General features: G+C 67.0%; 13 protein-coding genes and 1 pseudogene. 4 read left to right on the forward strand and 10 right to left on the reverse strand.

The window, feature by feature from the left end; all coding sequences use genetic code 11:
- Position 1: 1 nt before the first annotated feature.
- Positions 2-5,488, reverse strand: coding sequence for an alpha-2-macroglobulin family protein (locus O5O54_RS12835; protein WP_279482184.1), 5,487 nt, complete (start codon positions 5,486-5,488; stop codon positions 2-4).
- Between the two features lie 252 nt (positions 5,489-5,740).
- Here O5O54_RS12835 and O5O54_RS12840 point away from each other — a divergent pair, with 252 nt between their 5' ends.
- The 3 genes from O5O54_RS12840 to O5O54_RS12850 are packed head-to-tail and all read left to right on the forward strand — an operon-like array spanning position 5,741 to position 8,588.
- Positions 5,741-6,265, forward strand: a complete 525-nt coding sequence (locus O5O54_RS12840) for a pilus assembly protein (protein WP_279482185.1) — start codon at positions 5,741-5,743, stop codon at positions 6,263-6,265.
- 12 nt (positions 6,266-6,277) lie between these two features.
- On the forward strand, positions 6,278-6,823 hold the full coding sequence (locus O5O54_RS12845) for a pilus assembly protein (RefSeq protein ID WP_279482186.1): 546 nt from the start codon (positions 6,278-6,280) through the stop codon (positions 6,821-6,823).
- Positions 6,824-6,854: 31 nt separating this feature from the next.
- Complete coding sequence (locus tag O5O54_RS12850; RefSeq protein ID WP_279482187.1) at positions 6,855-8,588, forward strand: pilus assembly protein TadG-related protein; 1,734 nt, start codon at positions 6,855-6,857, stop codon at positions 8,586-8,588.
- Positions 8,589-8,876: 288 nt separating this feature from the next.
- Here the strand turns inward: O5O54_RS12850 and O5O54_RS12855 are convergent, their stop codons facing one another.
- The 9 genes and pseudogenes from O5O54_RS12855 to O5O54_RS12895 all read right to left on the reverse strand — a co-directional run bounded on the left by O5O54_RS12855 (position 8,877) and on the right by O5O54_RS12895 (position 16,876).
- Entirely contained in the window at positions 8,877-9,044 is a 168-nt protein-coding gene (locus O5O54_RS12855) for a hypothetical protein (protein WP_279482189.1), read from the reverse strand.
- A gap of 246 nt (positions 9,045-9,290) precedes the next feature.
- Positions 9,291-10,106: a cyclase family protein gene (locus O5O54_RS12860; protein WP_279482190.1), complete on the reverse strand. Its 816-nt coding sequence runs from the start codon at positions 10,104-10,106 to the stop codon at positions 9,291-9,293.
- Positions 10,107-10,311: 205 nt separating this feature from the next.
- Complete coding sequence (locus O5O54_RS12865; RefSeq protein WP_279482192.1) at positions 10,312-10,614, reverse strand: hypothetical protein; 303 nt, start codon at positions 10,612-10,614, stop codon at positions 10,312-10,314.
- A gap of 141 nt (positions 10,615-10,755) precedes the next feature.
- Complete coding sequence (locus tag O5O54_RS12870) at positions 10,756-11,856, reverse strand: sn-glycerol-3-phosphate ABC transporter ATP-binding protein UgpC (RefSeq protein WP_279482193.1); 1,101 nt, start codon at positions 11,854-11,856, stop codon at positions 10,756-10,758.
- A gap of 14 nt (positions 11,857-11,870) precedes the next feature.
- Positions 11,871-12,713 (reverse strand): carbohydrate ABC transporter permease, encoded by an 843-nt coding sequence (locus O5O54_RS12875; RefSeq protein WP_279482194.1) that lies wholly within the window; start codon positions 12,711-12,713, stop codon positions 11,871-11,873.
- Positions 12,714-12,716: 3 nt separating this feature from the next.
- Positions 12,717-13,577 (reverse strand): annotated as a pseudogene (locus O5O54_RS12880) (carbohydrate ABC transporter permease); the annotation flags it as partial.
- A 142-nt stretch (positions 13,578-13,719) separates the two neighbouring features.
- On the reverse strand, positions 13,720-14,970 hold the full coding sequence (locus O5O54_RS12885) for a sugar ABC transporter substrate-binding protein (protein ID WP_279482329.1): 1,251 nt from the start codon (positions 14,968-14,970) through the stop codon (positions 13,720-13,722).
- 35 nt (positions 14,971-15,005) lie between these two features.
- On the reverse strand, positions 15,006-16,175 hold the full coding sequence (locus tag O5O54_RS12890; RefSeq protein WP_279482196.1) for a PLP-dependent transferase: 1,170 nt from the start codon (positions 16,173-16,175) through the stop codon (positions 15,006-15,008).
- Entirely contained in the window at positions 16,172-16,876 is a 705-nt protein-coding gene (locus tag O5O54_RS12895; protein ID WP_279482197.1) for a FadR/GntR family transcriptional regulator, read from the reverse strand. The genes O5O54_RS12890 and O5O54_RS12895 overlap by 4 nt, the downstream gene beginning before the upstream one ends.
- 249 nt (positions 16,877-17,125) lie before the next feature.
- Here O5O54_RS12895 and O5O54_RS12900 point away from each other — a divergent pair, with 249 nt between their 5' ends.
- Entirely contained in the window at positions 17,126-18,550 is a 1,425-nt protein-coding gene (locus tag O5O54_RS12900) for an Nramp family divalent metal transporter (RefSeq protein ID WP_279482198.1), read from the forward strand.
- Positions 18,551-18,572: the final 22 nt, after the last annotated feature.

An 18,572-nucleotide genomic window follows, 5' to 3' on the forward strand; every position in this document is an offset into this window, starting at 1 on the left:
TTCAGCGGAGCGGGCCGACAACCGACACGTGCCCTTCCTCCGTGCGCCCGCGCCGCTCGGGCCGGTACATATCCTCGACGATGGCGGCGGGATGGACGAACTCGCCGGGCGACAGGGCGCGCACGATATAGGCGAAACGGTAGGGCTCGGTGGAGCCTTCGGCCTTATCGACAGCAGCCAGGAAGCGGTCGGCGCGTAACTCGGTATGCGCGGCCTCGCCGGTGAGTTCCAGGAAGTCGAGCGCCGCGACGTCGCCGCCCTTCAGGATCGACGGGTTGTCGATGGCAAGGCCCGCCGGCAGCGGGTCGTCGATCATCAGCCGCGCGGCCGCCTTGTCCACCGGCAGGACGTCGATCACCGCGACCAGCCGATCGCCTTGCGCGATGGCGGCGGGGTCGGCCTCCTCACCCTCCAGTGTGTAGTAGGCGCGGGTGATCTCGTAGCCTGAGGCCTCGGCCGGCGGCGCGACCAGCGGCACGCCCGCGACCGTCACGGCCGCCGAGACCGGCGCCTCGCCCCGGTTGCGGATCCGGATCGGGGTGGCGAGGCGGGCGGCGTCGAGCGTCTGCGAATAGCCGCCTTCGCGCGGCGCTCCATCCACGTCGAGCTCGGGCGGCTGGCTGGCCAGCGCCGCATGGGCGGCGAGCAGCGACCACACGTCTTCTTGCGTCGAGGTGTAGTGCTTGGCCGCCCGCTCCGTGCCGACCTTGGCGAGAAGCGGCTGAAGGTCGACGCCGCCGACGCCCGTTTCGAGCGCCAGGGTCGCGACCGCCGCGCCGTCGCGCAAGGGAGTGCCGTAGTCGTCGCGGGCCGGGACGTCGGTCCCGCTCGCGGCATGGGCCGCAGCAAGTCGCATCAGCGTTTCGGCGCGGGCCGCGTCGCCGTAGAAGGAGAGGGCGGAGGCAAGCTGCGCCTGCGCGAGCGGCGTCTTGAAGCCGCCCGCCTCGTTGTCGGCGGTGTAGCGCAGGTCGCCGATCGCCGCGCGGCCGTTGCGGGCGAGCACGTAATAGGCATAGGCCGCCTTCGACCAGTCCGGCTGGTCGGGCAGGTAGGCGATCTGGTTGGCGAGGTTGTCGAGCGCCAGGGTGAAGCTTTCCTGCGGCACGTCGTGGCCGGTCTCGCGGGCGCGGGTCAGGAAGTCCGTGACATAGGCGTCGAGCCAGAGGTCGCCGCCGCCGGGTGACCAGAGGCCGAAGCTGCCCGCCGAATCCTGGTTGGCGAGGACGCCCCGGATCGCGGTCGCCACGCGCTCGGACACGTCGTCCGTGCCGGGAAGGCCGGCGGCAAGCACCGTCTGGTCGAGATAGAGGAGGGGGAGGGCGCGGCTCGTGAGCTGCTCCGTGCAGCCATAGGGATAGAGGTCGAGCGCCGCCACGACGCCGGCGACGTCGAAGCCACCGAAGCGGGTCACCGACAGGGTGGCGCGCCCGGTGTCCGGCTGGAAATCGGCGACGACGTCGGAGCCGAGTTCCAGCGAGCCTCCGGCCACGATCTCGAAGCGACTCTTCTTCACCTCGCGCGGCTGGATGGAGCGGACGGGAAGCGAGAAGCTCTTGGTCAGCGTCTCGCCGTCGGGCGTCACGACGGCGAGTTCCATGGCGCCATCGCCCGGCGCGACGGCTTCCACCGGCACGAGGAGCCGGGCGCGGCCGCCCTCGGTCAGCTCGATGTCGGCCTCGGCATTGGCCTCGATCCGCAGTGCCTCGCCTCCGCCCGAGAGCGCGAGGTGGACCCGGCCCGCCGGCCCTTCCACATGGTTGAGGTCGATCTGGATACGCGAGCGGTCGCCGGGGCTGAGGAAGGTCGGCCGGCTGACCTGCGCCACCACGGGATCCCGCACCAGAACGTCCGCATCCGCCTCGCCGACGCCGGACTTCGACCAGGCGACGGCCATCAGCTTCAAGGTGCCGTTGAAGTCGGGAATTTCGAGCGGGACGGTGGCGCGCCCATCCGCATCCGCCGTCACGACCCCGGAGAAGAGGGCGACGAGGTCGTCCATCGGCGGCGGGCGCGAGCCGTCCGCCCCGGCGTCGCCGCCAGAGCGCACCGAGCCGGGCGCTCCCTGCATCCGGTCGATCAGGCGGGAATAGAGGTCGCGGATCTCGACGCCGAGGCGCCGCTGACCGAAATAGTGGTCCTGCGGCGAGGGCGGCGCGAACTCAGTGATGTTGAGGATGCCGACATCGACGGCGGCGAGCGTCAGGTAGGCCGTCTCGCCCGGCTGGACGTTGGCGAGCTGTACGTCGACGTTCAGAACGTCGCGCGGCGCGATGCGCTCCGGTGCCGACAGCGAGACCGAGAGCGCCCGCTCGCCCGGCTCGACGCCGGCATGGGCAAGGCCGAGAGCCCGTCCGGGCATGCGCTTCTCGGCGAGGTCCATCGGGCGGTAGAAAATGGCGGCGACATAGGCGCTCGGCCCCCAGTCGCGCGTCACCGGAAGGCTCACGTCCACGCCCTCGGCCGGGATGTCGGCCGAGACGCTGGCGACCACGCGCTCGCCCATGACCAGCACTTGCGCCTTGCCGGCGAAGCGCGGCTCGATGTGGACCGTGGCCGTGTCGCCGACGCGGTAGCGTGGCTTGTCGAGCGAGAGCTTGAGGACGTCGGGCGTTTCCATCGAGCTCGGGGCGACGTACCAGCCGGCCTCGAAGGCGACGCTCGTGGGCAGGGCGTCCGGCGCGGGGTCGTTCAGCACGAGTTCGTAGCTGCCCCAGGCGACGGGGACGGTGAGGCGCGCCGGCGCGTCGGCGGGCACGGCGAGCGTGCCGCTGCCCACGCGCTCCTTGCGCTGCGTGGTCTCGTAGTTCCAGCGGCCGTTGACGGAATACCACTGGAAGTCGGTCGTCACCTTGTTCAACACCCATCCGATGCTCTCGCGCCCGATCCGCGCGCCGTCGGGACCGAGCGCGACGATCTCGAAGCCGGCCTCGGCGTTCTCGCCGACCGCGCCGTCGAAGAGGGGGCGAAGGCCGAGGCGCGTCTTGGTGCCGAGGAGAGGACGCATCTGCGAGCGCTCCACCGGCCGTCCGCCCGCGTCGGTCACGCGAAGTTGGACGGAGGCTTGGAGCGGCTTCGTCGTCACCGGCGGCTCGAACGGGGCGAGGACGATCGTGGCCGTGCCGTCCTCGGCGGTCGGGTCCGCCTCGAAGGGAAGGCGCGTCGGCGTCGGCGCGTCGTCGGCCAGGCCGAAGCGGAAGCCGGGATAGGCGGCAAGGCCATCGGCGGCAGAGAGCACCGTCTCGCCGGACACGCCGAGCCCCGCCGCCGGCGCGCCGAAGAGATAGCGGACGGCGACGTCGAGGTTCGGCGGCGCGGCCGGGTCGATCGGCGCATCGGGCAGGGCGAGGTCGAAGTCGATCTTCTCCGGCTCGAAGTCCTCGACGCGCAGGGAGGTGGAGGCAAGCGCCGGCTGCTTGGGGTCGGTGTGGAGCGCCAGCGTCCAGAGCCCGCGCATCGCGCCGGCGGGGAGGGGAAGGTCGAAGGCGAGGCCCCCGGCCTGCGAAGCCTGGAGCAGGAGGCGCCGGTCCTCGACGCCGTCCGGCCGCTTGAGAATCGCGGTCATGGAGAGGCCCTCCACCGCCGCGCCGCGACCGTCGCGCATCAGGGCCGTCAGGTGGGCGGTGTCGCCCGCCCGGTAGATGCCGCGTTCGGGCGTCAGGAAGACGTCGAGCGCGCCGGCCGGTTCCCGGCCTTCGACGCCCCGGTCCGTCAGGTCGAAGGGCGCGGCGGTCATGTCGAGAAAGGAGAAGTCGCCGTCGGCTCGGGTCGCCATCAGCAGCGCCGGCCGGTCGCCGCCCGTGCCCTTGAGAAGACCGGGCGAGAGGCGCGCATGGCCGGCGGCGTCGGTCTCGGCGGTGCCCAGGATCTCGTTGTTGACGGCGACGAGGTCGAGCTTGACGCCCCCCATCGGCTCGGCGGAGCCGAGCGAGCGGGCGAAGACGTGGAACCCGTCGGCGCCTGCAAAGCTCGTCAGACCGACATCGGTGAGGACGAACCATTGCGTAGCGGGCGCCTCGTCGCCGGCGCGCGCGTTCTTGGCCTTGGCCGACAGGATATAGACGCCGGGCTTGCGCTCGGGGAGGATCGCGGCCACCGGAATGGCCGTCGTCACCTCTTCGTTGGCGGTGCGCTTCACGTCCACGGCGCCGGTCCAGACCGTCTCGCCGTCGGTCTCGTTCACCTCGTCCAGCGTGTAGCTTTCGAGCTGCGTCAGGAAGCGGCCGGCGCCGATCGTGCGCGCCAGCGCCCGGTCGCCGACGCGCAGGAGTCGAGCCTCGATCGTGTCGGTGTTGATGCTGGTGACCGGGATCGAGGCCTCGCCGCCGGCCGGCAGCACATAGGCGTTGCCCGACAGGCGCACGGACGGGTCGCGGTCGCGCACATAGACGGAGCTCTCGACGTTCTTCGCGAGCACCTCGCCGCTTTCCGACGGGATGCCCTTGCGCGCGACGATCCGGTAGCGGGAGCCGTGCGTCACGCCCTCGACGCAGATCTGCGAGCCCGAGGCCGAGACGGGCAGCGTGTCGCCGCCCTCCACCTGAACGTAGTCGCACGCCGCTTCGCCGGATGTGATCGACGCGTTCAAGGGCTCGGAGAACGTCAGGCAGATGCGGGGCGACGAGGCGTTGTTGTCGACCGTGTTGCCCATGATACGGAAGCCGTGTTCGGCGAGCGCCGCGTCGAGGCTCTTGCGCGCGTCCGGCCGTTCCTGGATGGCGAGGGCCGCCCGCCAGGTGCGGATCGCCTCCTTCCAGTTCTCGTCCGCTGCAAAGCCCTGGGCCAGGAAATCGAGGGCCGCCGCCTTTTCGCGGTCTTCGCCCGCCGTGAGATAGGCGTTGACGGCGGAGGACTGCCGTAGCGCCTTCGCGTCCTGCGCGGCCTGATAGTCGTCCGACGTGAAGGAGAGGCTGGCGAGCGCGAGGCCGAGCCAGGCACGCCCCGAGGACGGATCGCGTCGCAGCGCCTCGCGATAGGCCGCCATGGCGGCGGCGTAGTCCCGACGCTCCAGCGCCGCGTCGGCATAGGGCCACAGCGCCTCGCCGGCTGGGATCGCGGCGTCGCGCTCCTCTTCGGCAAGGCCGAGCCGGACGCTGCGTGCGGCGTCGAGATCGAGGCGGGGAAGCTTTGCAAGTTCGGCGCTGCGCTGGCGCTCGCGCTCTTCCAGCTCGCCGGGCGCGGCGGCGACCGCGATGCGGCCCGACACGACGCCGGGCGCCGCCCGAAGCTCGCCCGCCTCGCTTTTGAGGAAGCACCAGCCCTTGGACGTGTTGAAGGTGAAGGCCTGGCACTGATTGTCCGACAGGCAGGCCGTCTCGCACAGGTTCTGGTCGACGTCCTTCAGGATGTCGAAGTCATGGCCGTAGTAGTCGGCATCGGGGGCAGGGACGATCGTTCGCTCGGGCATCTGTGCCTGGACCGGGGCGTCGGATGCCGCCGCGATCAGACCCCAGGCGAAAATGCCGGCGAGAATCCTTGCGGTGCGGCCCATGATCGCCTCCTCCGTTCCCCGACGGGAGCCTAGAGCCTGTTATGTACCTTGGATAGGTGTTGTGTCGGATCCGCGAGGTTCGGCCCGGCTGCAGGGAAGAGAAATCGCCGTCCGCTGGTCCTGGGAGGGAAAAGCTTTCATGCGTTGAATGCGAGTCGGAAGTTTAAACCCCTTTTAGGAACTCGCGTCCTACACCTTCAATCCATGGTAGCAAGTCTCGAGTCGATCATCGGCCGCGCGCGGGCGTCGGCCTTGCGTTTCCGTCGCGACAGGTCGGGCGCCGCGGCCGTGGAGTTCGCGCTGGTCGCGCTGCCCTTCTTCTTTCTGCTCTTTGCGATGATCGAGACGGCCCTCGCCACCACTGCGGGCGTGATGCTGAACCATGCCGTCAACGTCGCCGCGCGTCAGGTGATGACCGGCGCCGTCCAGAAGGCGGACACGGATGCCGACGCGTTCCGCCGGAAGATCTGCGGTGACATCTCCATGCTGATGTCCTGCGACCGGCTGTCGCTGGACGTGCGCACCTTTCCTGCAGGCCAGGCCATCCCAGTGACGGTCACGCTGCGCGACGGTGCGGTCGATCGCGACAATTTCTGCTTCAATCCCGGCGGCCAGGACACGATCACGGTGATCCGCGCCTATTACGAATGGCCGTGGACCGCGGCGATGCTCAGCCGCCTGATGGAGGGCACCAAGGGCAACGCGGTCCTCGGGGCCACCGCGGCCTTCCTGAACGAGCCGTTCGGCGGCGCGACTTCCACCAAGGCCAATTGCTGAGGACCGGCGGCGATGTCGAAGACCAAGCGGTCGTCCCGCCCCCGTCTGATCCGCGACCGCAAGGGCGCCGCCGCGGTCGAGTTCGCGATGATCCTCCCGGTCATGTTGCTTCTCTATATCGGCACGTTCGAGGCCTCGGACGCGCTGATCACGAAACGGCGGGTGGACAACGCCGCGGAGACTGTGGGCGGCATCGTCGCCCGCTCGCCGGAAATGGACGACACGCGCATGCGCAACGTCCTCCTGATCTCCGACGCCATCGTCGGCAGACCCGGCGACAGGAAGCCCGAGATCACCATCACCACGGTGAAGACCGACGCCAACGGCAAGGCGACCGTCGACTGGTCACGCAAGGGCACCGCCGTCGCGGCCACCCGCGGCACTCCTTATTCGCTTCCCCCCGACCTCAAGGATCTGACCAACGCCTACTTCGTCTTCGCCAAGGTCACCTACCGCTATGTCCCGCTGATCGGGCTCGGCGGAGAGTTCGGAGCGCTGGACTTCGAGCGGACCTTCGCCTTTCGGCCGCGAAAGGGCTCCGAGATTGCGTGGAAATGATCGCCTCTCCCGATCCGATGGAGGACCTGTCGTGAATCCGATCTCCTCCATGCGCCGCGACAGAAGCGGCAACGTCGCGATGATGTTCGGCCTGCTTCTCCCCGTCGTCATCGTGACGGCAGGCATGGCGGTCGACACGGCCAATGTCGAAGGCGCCAAATGGAGCATGCAGCGCTCCGTGGACGCGGCAGCGCTCGGGGCCGCCAAGGAATATGGCCGCACGCAGGACCCCGCCGAGCTTGAGCGGTGGGCCAAGGCCCTGTTCTTCTCGAACGAGGGACACGACGCCAGCGACAACACCGTCTTCACCTATCAGGGCGTTAGCCGGGTCGACGGCAACAACGTCCTCAGCGTGAAGGCGACGCGCGACGAGCCGACCTTCTTCGGCAGCGCCGTGAAGCTCGTCACGAAGGGGAAAGTCAATCTCGAAACCTGGCGTCTGGAAGTGACCAGCGAGGTCGTCGTCTCCAACCGCTCGATCGAACTGGCGCTGGTGCTCGACAATTCGGGCTCGATGAATAACCCCCCGCTCGGCGGAGTTACACCGAAGATCACAACTCTGCGTGACGCATCCCAGAAACTTGTCGAGCAGATGCTGGCGCCTCAGCCGCTAGCCAACTCGAAAGATCCAGTTCGAATTTCCGTCGTGCCCTTCGCCGCATCGGTCAATGTCGGTGCAAAAAGTCCGCCGCCCTCGTGGATGGATACGGCAGGCCTCAGCCCTTCCAACCATGATGACTTCGACTGGAAGGTGCCGGGATTGACGCTGCCGACGTCCAAGTTCACGATTTTTACAAAGCTCGGATTGCGCAATTCCAACTGGAAGTGGAAAGGCTGCGTTCAATCGCGTCCTTCGGGATACGCGATCACGGATGACGCGCCGACCGTAATCGATCCCGCCACGCTCTTCGTGCCCTTCCTGGCTCCGTCGGAATACAACTGGGGAGGAACACTCGTATCTCAGAAGAACGATTATCTCCCAATATCTGCGTATGCGAACGACAATGACGCGCTTCGAGCGCAAAGGGACATAACGCGGTATCTGAACGCTACGGCTTACGCCGACTTCAATACTGACAAGGGTCCCAATAGGGGATGCACCACCGCAGCCATCACGCCGCTGACGGCTACGCAGTCCACCGCCGTAGCCGCCGTTCAAGGCATGATTGCAAGCGGCGGAACGAACATCGCCGAAGGTCTAGCCTGGGGATGGCGCACCCTCACCAGCGGGGAACCCTTCTCGGAAGGGCGCGCGCGGGGCACGAAGGATAATCTCAAGGTCATCGTCCTCATGACGGACGGCGAGAACACCTACAACGCCTCGTATACGAACGGCGACCAGATCGAACTGACGAACGCCAACCGCTCGCAGTTCGGCACATACGGCTATGGTCAGTTCATGGAGACGAAGAGCGGGGTGGAGAAGATCCGGACGGGCCGCATGTTCGACGCCACCAAGGCGACCACGCCCAGAGCCAACATCTCCAGCATCACTGCGGCCATGAACGAGACCATGAGTCTCACCTGCGAGAACATCAAGAAGGACGGCACCAACGACGACGGTGGCGACGGCGTGGTCATCTTCTCCATCGCCTTCGACCTGAAGGACGGCAGCCCGATCAAGGAGCGCCTGCGCGCCTGCGCTTCCAATGGTATCGACGGAAAGGGCGCCAAGCTCTACTACGACGCCAAGAACTCCAACGATCTCCTGCGAGCCTTCGCGACCATCACCGACGAAATCTCGGCCCTGCGCATCGCGCGCTGACGGTCTCGGGGACAATCAGCGCCGCCATCGACGTCGACCGTCTCCTTCGTCATGAAGCGCGATCCGGCCCACACGCGAACGGAACCGCTTCCGCCACCTCGGCGGACGCGCCGCGCCGGCCGAAGGGGCGTCCCTCCAGAGCGGCGCCAGTCGGGCGGGGGATCGGCAGCTCATGAAGCGTGTCCGATAAGCGACCGCCACGGTCGGCTTGACCGAGGTTTTGGCCGGCAATGGGGGATGCGGGCGAGCGGGGGAGCCCGAGGCTCTGGAGCCCCTCCGCTCAGGGCATCAGTGGGCTCTTGCGAGTTTCAGGAAGTCTTCCAGCCTGTCGGCAAACGTCCGCTCTTCGATCTCCGGATCCGGTTCTGACGGAGCCAGTGCGAAAGCGGAGAGGACGTCGTCCTCTTCAGGCCTCGGCTGAGTTGCGACGATGTCGCTGGTCGTCAGAGTATCCATCTTGCGTTCCCTTCGTTCGAATGGTCGTGGGTCCTGCACGGCTCCTGGGTTCGGGTCGCCCATATCATGCGACCACTGTGATAGATTGATGGATCACGGCGTGTGTTGCAATGACGCATTTGCGTGATCGCGCAGCGATCGCGCCGCGTCGTGTGCGATCTGTCTGTTGTTGCAGGGCATTTTCTGCAAGCAAGGGCGTAGCGAAAGCCGGTCTCACAGTCTAACGACACGCCTTGCGAGGCGGGATCAGACCAGTGCCAGCACGCGGGCCGGGCCACCGGTTCCGCCCTTGTGCTTCGGCGCGCCGACGAACACCGTGGCCCCCGTCACCGGGAGTTCCTCCAGGTTGTTCATGCACTCGATGCCGTAGCGGCCCCCCGGCAGCCACGACGTGTGGACGGCGAAGTCCGCCGAATTGCCGGGATCGAGCGACAGCGTATCGACGCCGATGGCGGCGACGTTCCGTTCAGCGAGAAGGTCGGTCGCCGACTTGCCGAAGCCGGGAAAGGCGAACTGTCCCGCCTCGTTGTTGCGAAAGGACGGGGTGCCGACCTTCCCGGCCCAACCCGAACGCATGGCGACGCACGCTCCCGCAGGAATCTCGCCATTGGCCGAGACGAAGGCTTCGACGTCTTCCGCCTCCACCGTGGCGTTGGGATCGTCAGCCGCCTTCGCGGTGATGTCGATGATGCAGAGCGGGCAGACGAGGCTCTGGGGCTCCAACTCGTCGACGCTCGCGCCGTCCTTGCTGAAATGCAGCGGAGCGTCGATATGGGTTCCCGTGTGCTCGAAGATCGTGAGCTTGAAGAGCTGGTAGCCGCTCTTGTCGAAGTTCACGGCTTCCTCGGCGACGATGCCGGGGGCGCCGTCGAAGGTCGGGAACTGCCCATCATAGGCATGGGTGAGATCGACCACGCGTCCGCTTGTCTGCGCAAGCGCGGGGCGCGGCGAGACGAGGCCGGAGGCGAGCGATGCGCCGGCCGCGGCCGACGCGCCCCAGAAGAACGACCGGCGGGACAGCATGGAGCTCTTCACGCTTTCGATGACGCACTGGTGGCACATGCTGATCCATCTCCATGATGCCGGAACCGACGCTCACGAAGACTAGGCTGGGTGCTTTCGCTTCCGCAAGCGGTCGTTCCGGGCGAATTCCGCGTTCGGCAGTCGCGATCCAAGGATGGCGTGAGGGAGGGAATGACTGTAGCGCGCAAAAAAAGGGGGTGCGACGCCCGCGGTCGCACCCCCTTTTCCGAGCGAGTGGCGAAAATCAGTTGGCCGGAGCCGGGGTCGCGGAGCCCGACGACGCGCCGCCGGCCGGGGCCGCGGGGGAGCCGACATTGATGTCCGGCGTATCGACGGTGATATTGGTCGTCCCGCCGCCCGCACTCGAGCCGACGCCCGTGCCAAGATTGCCGCCGAACAGGAAGAAGCCGCCGATCACCAGGGCGACGACGACGATCCCCGCGATGAACCAGCCGGAGCCGCCGCTGCGGCCACGATCGGTCACGACGACGGTGCGATCCACGTCGCGGTCGACGGGGCGCTCGTCACGGCTGTAGGAAGTCGACATAGTTGAACCCTCTCGATTGGCAGAGGAGCCCAGCGAGGCCGCCTCCGATACACAGTCCCATCGGGCAGGGAATGCGCATCCCATCTCGGGGTTGCATGCGCGATCACTAACGCTGGAGCGGGTGAGCCGAAGCGGGCGCCCTCAAACCCTCGCTTCTCCCCCGTGCTCGATGCGCATTCCCGTCTCGCCGTCGAAGACGTGGATATGCTCGACCGGGGCAAGGATGCGCAGGCGCCCGCCTGCCTTCCAATCGCCGTAGCCGGGCCTGTAGGCCTTCAGGGCGACGTCGCCGAAACGCAGATGGACGATGGTCCCGACGCCCGTCGGTTCGACCAGTTCCACATCGCAGTCGATCGCGTCCGTCGCCTCGGGATCGGCGAAGACGATGTGTTCGGGACGGATGCCGATCGTCAGCGCTCGGCCGTCGGCGATGCCGAGTTCGGCGAGCGGTATGGCGGCATGGCCGGCGTCGAGATGCGGCGGCCGTCCTTCGTCGCCCTTTCGAAAGGTGCCGGAGACGAAGTTCATCGCCGGCGAGCCGATGAAGCCGGCGACGAAGCGGTTGGCCGGGCGCTGGTAGAGGTCGAGCGGGGTGCCGATCTGCTGGATGCGGCCGGCGTCGAGCGCGACGATCCGGTCGGCCAGGGTCATGGCCTCGATCTGGTCGTGGGTCACGTAGATGGAGGTGGCGCCAAGGCGCTGGTGGAGCTTCTTGATCTCGGCCCGCATCTGCTCGCGGAGCCGGGCGTCGAGGTTGGACAAGGGCTCGTCGAACAGGAAGGCCTGCGGCTGGCGCACGATCGCGCGCCCCATGGCCACACGCTGGCGCTGGCCGCCCGAAAGAGCGCGCGGCTTGCGGTCGGTCAGCTTCGAAAGCCCCAACGTCTCGGCAGCACCCTTCACGGCCTTGGCGATGCGTTCCTTCGCGGTCTTCCGGAGCTTCAGGCTGTAGCTCATGTTCCCGGCGACACTCATGTGCGGGTAGAGCGCGTAGGACTGGAACACCATGGCGATGTTCCGGTCCTTGGGCTCCATGTCGTTCACGCGCTGGCCCGCGATCAGGATGTCACCGGACGTGGTCTCCTCCAGGCCGGCGATCATCCGCAGGAGCGTCGACTTTCCGCAGCCCGACGGACCCACCAGGACGACGAACTCGCCGCTCCTGATCTGGAGGTCCACCGGCTGCAGGACATGGATGGGTCCGAAGGATTTCTGGACGGCTTTGAGATCGATCGTGGCCATGTCGTTCGTGCCCTTCAGCCTTTGACCGCGCCGGCCGTAAGGCCCTGCACGAGGAAGCGCTGGATGAGGAGGAAGAAGAGGAGCGCCGGGATCAGCGCCAGGACGCCGGCCGCCATCATCTGTCCGAAGTTGACGCCGAACTTGGACACGAAGGACAGGAGCCCCACCGGAAAGGTGCTGGCATCCGTCTTGGAGATCAGCATGAGCGCGAACAGGAGTTCGCTCCAGGCAGCCGTGAAGACGAAGCCGAGCGTCGCGGCCATGCCGGGCAGCGTCAGCGGCACGATGATCTCGCGAAAGGCCTGGAAGCGGCTGGCACCGTCGATCATCGCCGCCTCATCGAGATCCTTCGGGATGGCGTCGAAGAAGGACTGCATCAGGAAGACGGCGAAGGGCACGTTGAAGGCGGTGTAGACGATGACGAGGCCGGTCAGGCTGTTGGTGAGGCCGAGCGGCGCCAGCATGCGGAAGATCGGAGCGATCAGCATCACTAGCGGGAACATCTGCGTCACCAGCATCAGCCCGATCAGCCACAGCTTGCCGCGGAACCGGAAGCGCGACATCGCGTAGCCGGCGCCGGCCGCGATCAGGGTCACGATCACGGCGGTCGACAGGGAGACGATCAAGCTGTTTCGGAAGAACAGCGGAAAATCGCTGTTCCGGAGCACGAAGGCGAAGTGTTCGAAGCTCGTGCGCGACGGCCACAGCCGCACCCCTTCGCTGTAGAGAAGGGCGTTCGGCGTGACCGAGACCTTGAGCAGCCAGAACAGCGGAAACAGCGCGACGGCGATATAGAGGAGGATGGCGGTGCGGTGGGCAATGGTGCCGGCAAGGCGCCGGTGTGCGACGGCGGCCATGGGTCAGGACCTGTTCAGGAGCATCTGGCGCAGGCTCACGAGGAGCAGCGAATAGATCATCAGGAGCATGAGCAACACGAGCGCGATGGCCGAGGCGTAGCCGAAATCGAGGCGACGGAATGCGGTGGTGAAGATGTAGCTCGCGACGATCTGCGTCCGGTCGGCCGGCCCGCCATTGGTCATCACGACGATGAGGTCGGCGAAGTTGGCGATCCAAACGGTGCGGAGGAGAATGGTGATCGCGATCGTCGGCGCCAGGAACGGCAGGGTGATCGAGCGGAAGCGCTCGATCGCGCCCGCCCCGTCGATCGCGGCGGCCTCGTAGATGTCGCGCGGGATGGACTGGAGCGCGGCGAGCAGCGTGATCGCGAAAAAGGGTATGCCCCACCAGACGTTGGCGACGATCGGTCCCCACATGGCGAGGTCGGGATCGGCGAGGATGTTCGACGGTGTGTCCATCAGGCCGAGTGCCGTGAGCCAGTGCGGAATCGGCCCGACCACGGGATTGAACAGCCAGGCCCAATCGAGGCCGGACAGGAAGCTCGGCACGGCCCAGGGCAGGAAGACGAGCGCCTGCGCGATCCCTCGGCCCGCGAAGGGGCGGTTCAGGAGAAGCGCAAGGATCAGGCCGAACACGAACTGAAGCGTCACCGAGGTGACCGTCCAGAACACCGTGTTGCCGAGGGCCAGGCGGAAGTTCCGGTCCGAGGCGAGCGTCACGAAGTGCTGGAGGCCGACGAAGCCGCCGCTGAACGGATTGAGCAGCCGTATGTCGCGGAAGGCGTAGGAAATCCCGACCACCAGCGGCACCAGCATCACCGTGACGATCAGGATCACGGCCGGCGCGGCATAGAGATAGGGCTGCAGGCTGGTCGTCCAGCTCCGGCGCAGGGCTTGCGGGGCAGGCGGGACGCCTGTCTGGCCTATGGCGGTCATGGGCTCTTCGCCGAGGTCTGGAGGAGAGGTGGGGGGCGGCCGGGCCGCCTCCCGCAGGCGATGGTGCGGATCAGTTGCCCATCTGCTTCTTCTTGGCGGCGGTGAGGTAGTCCGCCCATTGCTTGGCAAGGTCCTCCGGCGAGATCGAACCCAGAAGCGCTTCCTGACTGGTCTTGATCACCAGCGAATCCTTGAAGAAGGCGAATTCCTCGAGGTCGGTCGGCATCACGGTCGGCACGACGTTCGGATCGGAGAGCTGTTCGAACCAACCCTTGAACTTGTCCTGCGCGTAGAACGGGTCCTGTTCGGCCGACTTGTGGACGGGCAGGGCGCCCGTGCGCTTGTTCCAGGCGAGATTCCCTTCGGGGCCTTCCAGCGCCGCGATCAGCTTCCAGGCGAGGTCCTTGTGCTCGCTGGCGGCGAACATCGACCAGCCGGCATAGCCGATGGTCGGGAAGGCCTTGCCGGACGGACCCTTGGGCATGGGCGCGACGCCGTACTGCTCGGGCGTCAAGTGCTCGTCGATGGCGATCAGCGCGTCCGGGTCCTGATCGAGCATCGCGCAGGTGCCGGAATAGAAGCCCGCCACGATCTCGTTGAAGCCCCAGTTGATGGAGTCCTTCGGCGCATGGCCGTTCTTGTAGAGATCGACCACGTAGGTCAGGCCCTCGACCCAGCCGGGTTCGGTGAAGGTCGAGGTTCCGTCCTCCTTGAAGAAGGTGTTGTCGCCGTTCGCGGTCGCGCCGAACATCACCCAGCCGTTGAGCCCGCCCGGGCCGCCACGGAGGCAGTAGGCCGCCTTGCCGGCCGCCTTGATCTTCTCCGCGGCGGCCGTGAACTCGTCGAGCGTCTTCGGCGGCGCCTCGACGCCGGCCGCCTTGAACACGTCCTTGTTGTAGAACATGGCCCGCAGATAGAAGCCGTAGGGCAGCATATAGGCCGTGTTGTCGACCGCGCGGCCGAACTGGAGCGCCCGGTCGTTCAGGCCGGCCGTGTACTGCCAGTCCTTCAGGTAGGGCTCGAGATTCTCCAGCGCGCCGTTCTTGGCGTAGAGCGCCAGCCAAGTGTCGGGCATCTCCACGACGTCCGGCGTCTCGCCGGCCGAGACGGTGGTCGCGAACTGCTCGAAGGCCTGGCCCCAGGGCAGCGACGTGATCTCGACCGTGACGCCGGGGTTCTCGGCCTCGAAGCCCTTCACGATCTCCCGGAGCGTGGCCGTGCGCTCGGGGCTGGTGATCACCTCCGTCAACTTGAGGGTTTGGGCCAACGCCGGGCCGGCGCCGAGGCCGGCCAGCATGGTGGCGGTGAGAAGCGTCCTGATCATGCCATTCCTCCTTGGGTTGTCGTGGTGTCGGGTCAGAGCGTGGCGGCCGCGATGGCCGCTTCGATGTCGGCCCAGAGAAGCTCGGTGCCTTCGAGGCCGACATGCAGGCGCACGGATTTCGGATGGATGCCGAAGGCGACCGCCGAGTTGGGCTGCGCCGCCTGAGCGCGGACGATGGCGCCCGGCACGATAAGGCTTTCGTGCCCACCCCAACTGACGCCGAGACTGAAGGTCGAGAGCGCGTTCGTGAAACGGGCGATGTCGATGCCCTCGCGGAACACGAAGGAGAACAGGCCGGACGTGCCGCGCAGGCCAGGCGGCAGGGCGTTGCCGAGACCGGGATGGGCGACGCTCTCGACCGCCGCATGCGCCTTCAGGCGCTGGGCGACCGCCAGTCCCGACGCCTCGTGCGCCTTCATGCGGATGGGGAGCGTGCGAAGGCCCCGGATCAGGAGCCAGCCCTCGAACGGCGACAGCTTGCCGCCGAGATAGGGATGCGTCTCGCCCCGGATGCGCCCGACAAGGGGTGCCGGACCCGCCACCACGCCCGCCACCACGTCGCTATGGCCGCCGAGATATTTCGAGGCCGAATGCAGGACGAGATCGACGCCGAGCGCGATCGGGTTCTGGAAGACCGGAGAGGCCCAGGAATTGTCGATGACGGTCATGACGCCAGCGTCGCGCGCGAGGGCGGCGAGCGCGCCGACGTCGTGCGCCTCCATCACCCAGCTCGTCGGGCTCTCCATGTAGAAGAGCCTGGCGCCTGGCAGCGCCGCTTTCACGGCCGTCTCGTCCAGCCCGTCGACATAGTCGACCTGGATGCCCATGCGCCGGGCGAAGGTCTCGAACAGGCGGTAGGCGTCGGGATAGACGTTGCGGACCGCCAGGATGCGCTCGCCCGGCGAAACGAAGGTCAGGACCGTGGAGGAGATCGCCGCCATGCCGCTGGCGAAGGACAAGGCGTCCTCCGTGCCTTCGAGCGCTGCCACCTTCTCCTCGAAGATGCGCGTCGTCGGATTCAACCCGCGCGAATAGGCCGGACGCTGCTTGAGGCCGCGATAGACCTCTTCCATTTCCGCGTAGGATTCGAAGGTGAAGAGCGACGTCTGCACGATGGGGGGCACCACCGCCGCATAGGCGTTGGGTGCATCGTGTGCGACGATGCCGGCCGCATGGTCGAGCCAGTCCATCCCGTCGATCATTGGGACATGTCCTTGATGTCTTCCTCGACGATGGCGAGGATTTCGAGCGTCTTCTCGCGCGCGGCCGCCGGATCGCGGGCTTGGATGGCGTCGAAGAGTTCGCGGTGGAACGGGAAGGAGCGGCGGGCAAAGTCCGGCCGGTCGAAGGGCTTGTCGAAGAAGAGCTCGAAGGCCTCCCGCATCTGCTCCAGAAGCTGGCCGAAAAGCGGGTTGCGGGTCGCCTCGTAGATCGAAAGATGGAAGGCGAGATCCTCGCGACCCGCGGTCCCCTTTTCCAGGTGGACGCGTTCCATCTCCTCCAGCGTCTCGCGCATCCTTTCGATGTCGGCCGCCTTGGCACGGACGGCGGCCAGCATGCTCGCCTCGACCTCCAGCCCGCGCCGCACGTCGAGGGTGCGCAGGAGGCCGTCGCGTACCGGTCCGGGATCGAAGGAAAGCGGAAGGTGGACGGTCGCGGCCGAAATGCTCCGACGCAGGAACGAACCGCTGCCCCGCCGCGTCTCGATCACGCCCAGCGCCTGGAAGTGACGCATGACCTCGCGCACCGTCGAGCGCCCGATGCCCAGCGCACCCATCAGCTCGTGTTCCGTCGGCAGGCGCTCGGCCGGCTTGAGCCCGGCCTGCGCGATGTAGTTCGCGACGATGTCGATCGCGGCGCGCGTGCGGTTGGCAGGGGGCAGGCGGGCGAGCCCGTCGGTCACGTTCGATCCCTTCCACAACCAGTTCGGCAAAAGTTGTCAGACAGCAGACATCGTGGCGCTGGCGGAGTCAACCGGCTGGAATTGGGTCGGCGGGACTCAGCGGTCTGCAACTTCTTCAAAAGCGCAGGAAGGCAGCTGGTTTGCGGGTTCCGTCGCAGGGAATCAGTTTTGGTTGATTCGAGCTACACGTGAGCCGCGTGCTAGGCCGATGGCAACGACGTTGCCTGAAGGCGACGCAGGGAGGACCATATGAGCACCACCGCGAACGCTGCGCCCGCGCACGTCGTCGCCGATCGCGACGACCCCTATCACCTGACCAGCGAGGGCATCATGGAGCCCCCGACCGGCTGGGCTCATTCGCTGAAACATCTGGGGCCGGGCCTGATCCTGTCGGCATCGATCGTGGGTTCGGGCGAACTGATCGCCACCACGACGCTCGGCGCCCGGACGGGCTTCGTTCTTCTCTGGATGGTCATCTTCTCGACCTTCGTGAAGGTCGCGGTGCAGATCGAGCTCGCCCGCTGGACCATCTCGACGGGCCAACCAGCCTTGACCGGCTACAACAAGGTGCCCCCGCATTTCGGCCGGGTCGGCTGGATCAACGTGCTCTGGGCCATCATGGCGCTGACCAAGATCCTGCAGATCGGCGGTGTCGTCGGCGGGGCCGCCGTGGCCCTGTCGATCCTTCTGCCGATCGGCGGCGATCCCCTGGGCGGCACGTCGATCACCATCTGGACGCTCGTCACGGTCTTCACCTCGATCGTCCTTCTGTATTCGAATCGCTATTCGCTTATCGAACGCGGCGCCGTGCTTCTCGTCGTCGTCTTCTCGATCGGCACCATCGTCATCGCGCTCGGCCTGCCCGCGACGCCCTACGCCTATTCGGTCGACGACGTGCTGTCGGGGCTGACGCTGGCCATTCCCGCCGGCGCGATCGGCATCGCCATCGCGATGTTCGGCATCACAGGCGTCGGGGCGGACGAACTCACCTTCTACACCTATTGGTGCGTCGAAAAGGGATACGCCCGCTATGTCGGCCCGAACGACGGGTCGGAGGCTTGGAAGCGGCGCGCGCGGGGCTGGATCTCGGTGATGTACAAGGACGCCTTCGTGTCCTGGTGCATCTACACGTTCGGCACGCTTGCCTTCTACATCATGGGTGCCGCCGTGCTGCATCCGCAGGGGCTCGTGCCGGCGGGCAACGACATGATCGGGACCGTGTCGCGCATGTATACCGACACGCTCGGCGACTGGGCGGGGACGCTCTTCCTTGTCGGCGCGGTCGCCGTTCTCGGCTCGACGCTCTGGGCCTCGATCCCGAGCTGGTCCCGTATGTACACCAACCTCCTGGCCGAGTTCGGCGTGGTGGACTGGCGCAACACGCGACAGCGATTGAAGTGGATCCGGATCTTCACGGTCGGCCTACCGATCGTCTGGGGTACGGCGTATCTGTTCATCCAGTCGCCCGTCCTGATGATCCAGATCGGCGGCGTCTCGACCGGCATCTTCCTCCTCGCGGCCGTGATCGCCACCTGGTACCTGCGCAACACCGAGACCGATCCCGCCATTCGGGGCGGCAGGGGCTTCAACATCCTTCTCGCCATCTCCTCGGTCGCGATCGTGCTCCTCGGCATCTACACCGGCGCCAACGTCCTCGGGCTCGTCGCGCGCTAGCATGGCGACCGACGCGCATTCA

The organism is Aureimonas sp. SK2, assembly GCF_029813115.1.
GTDB lineage: Bacteria > Pseudomonadota > Alphaproteobacteria > Rhizobiales > Rhizobiaceae > Aureimonas.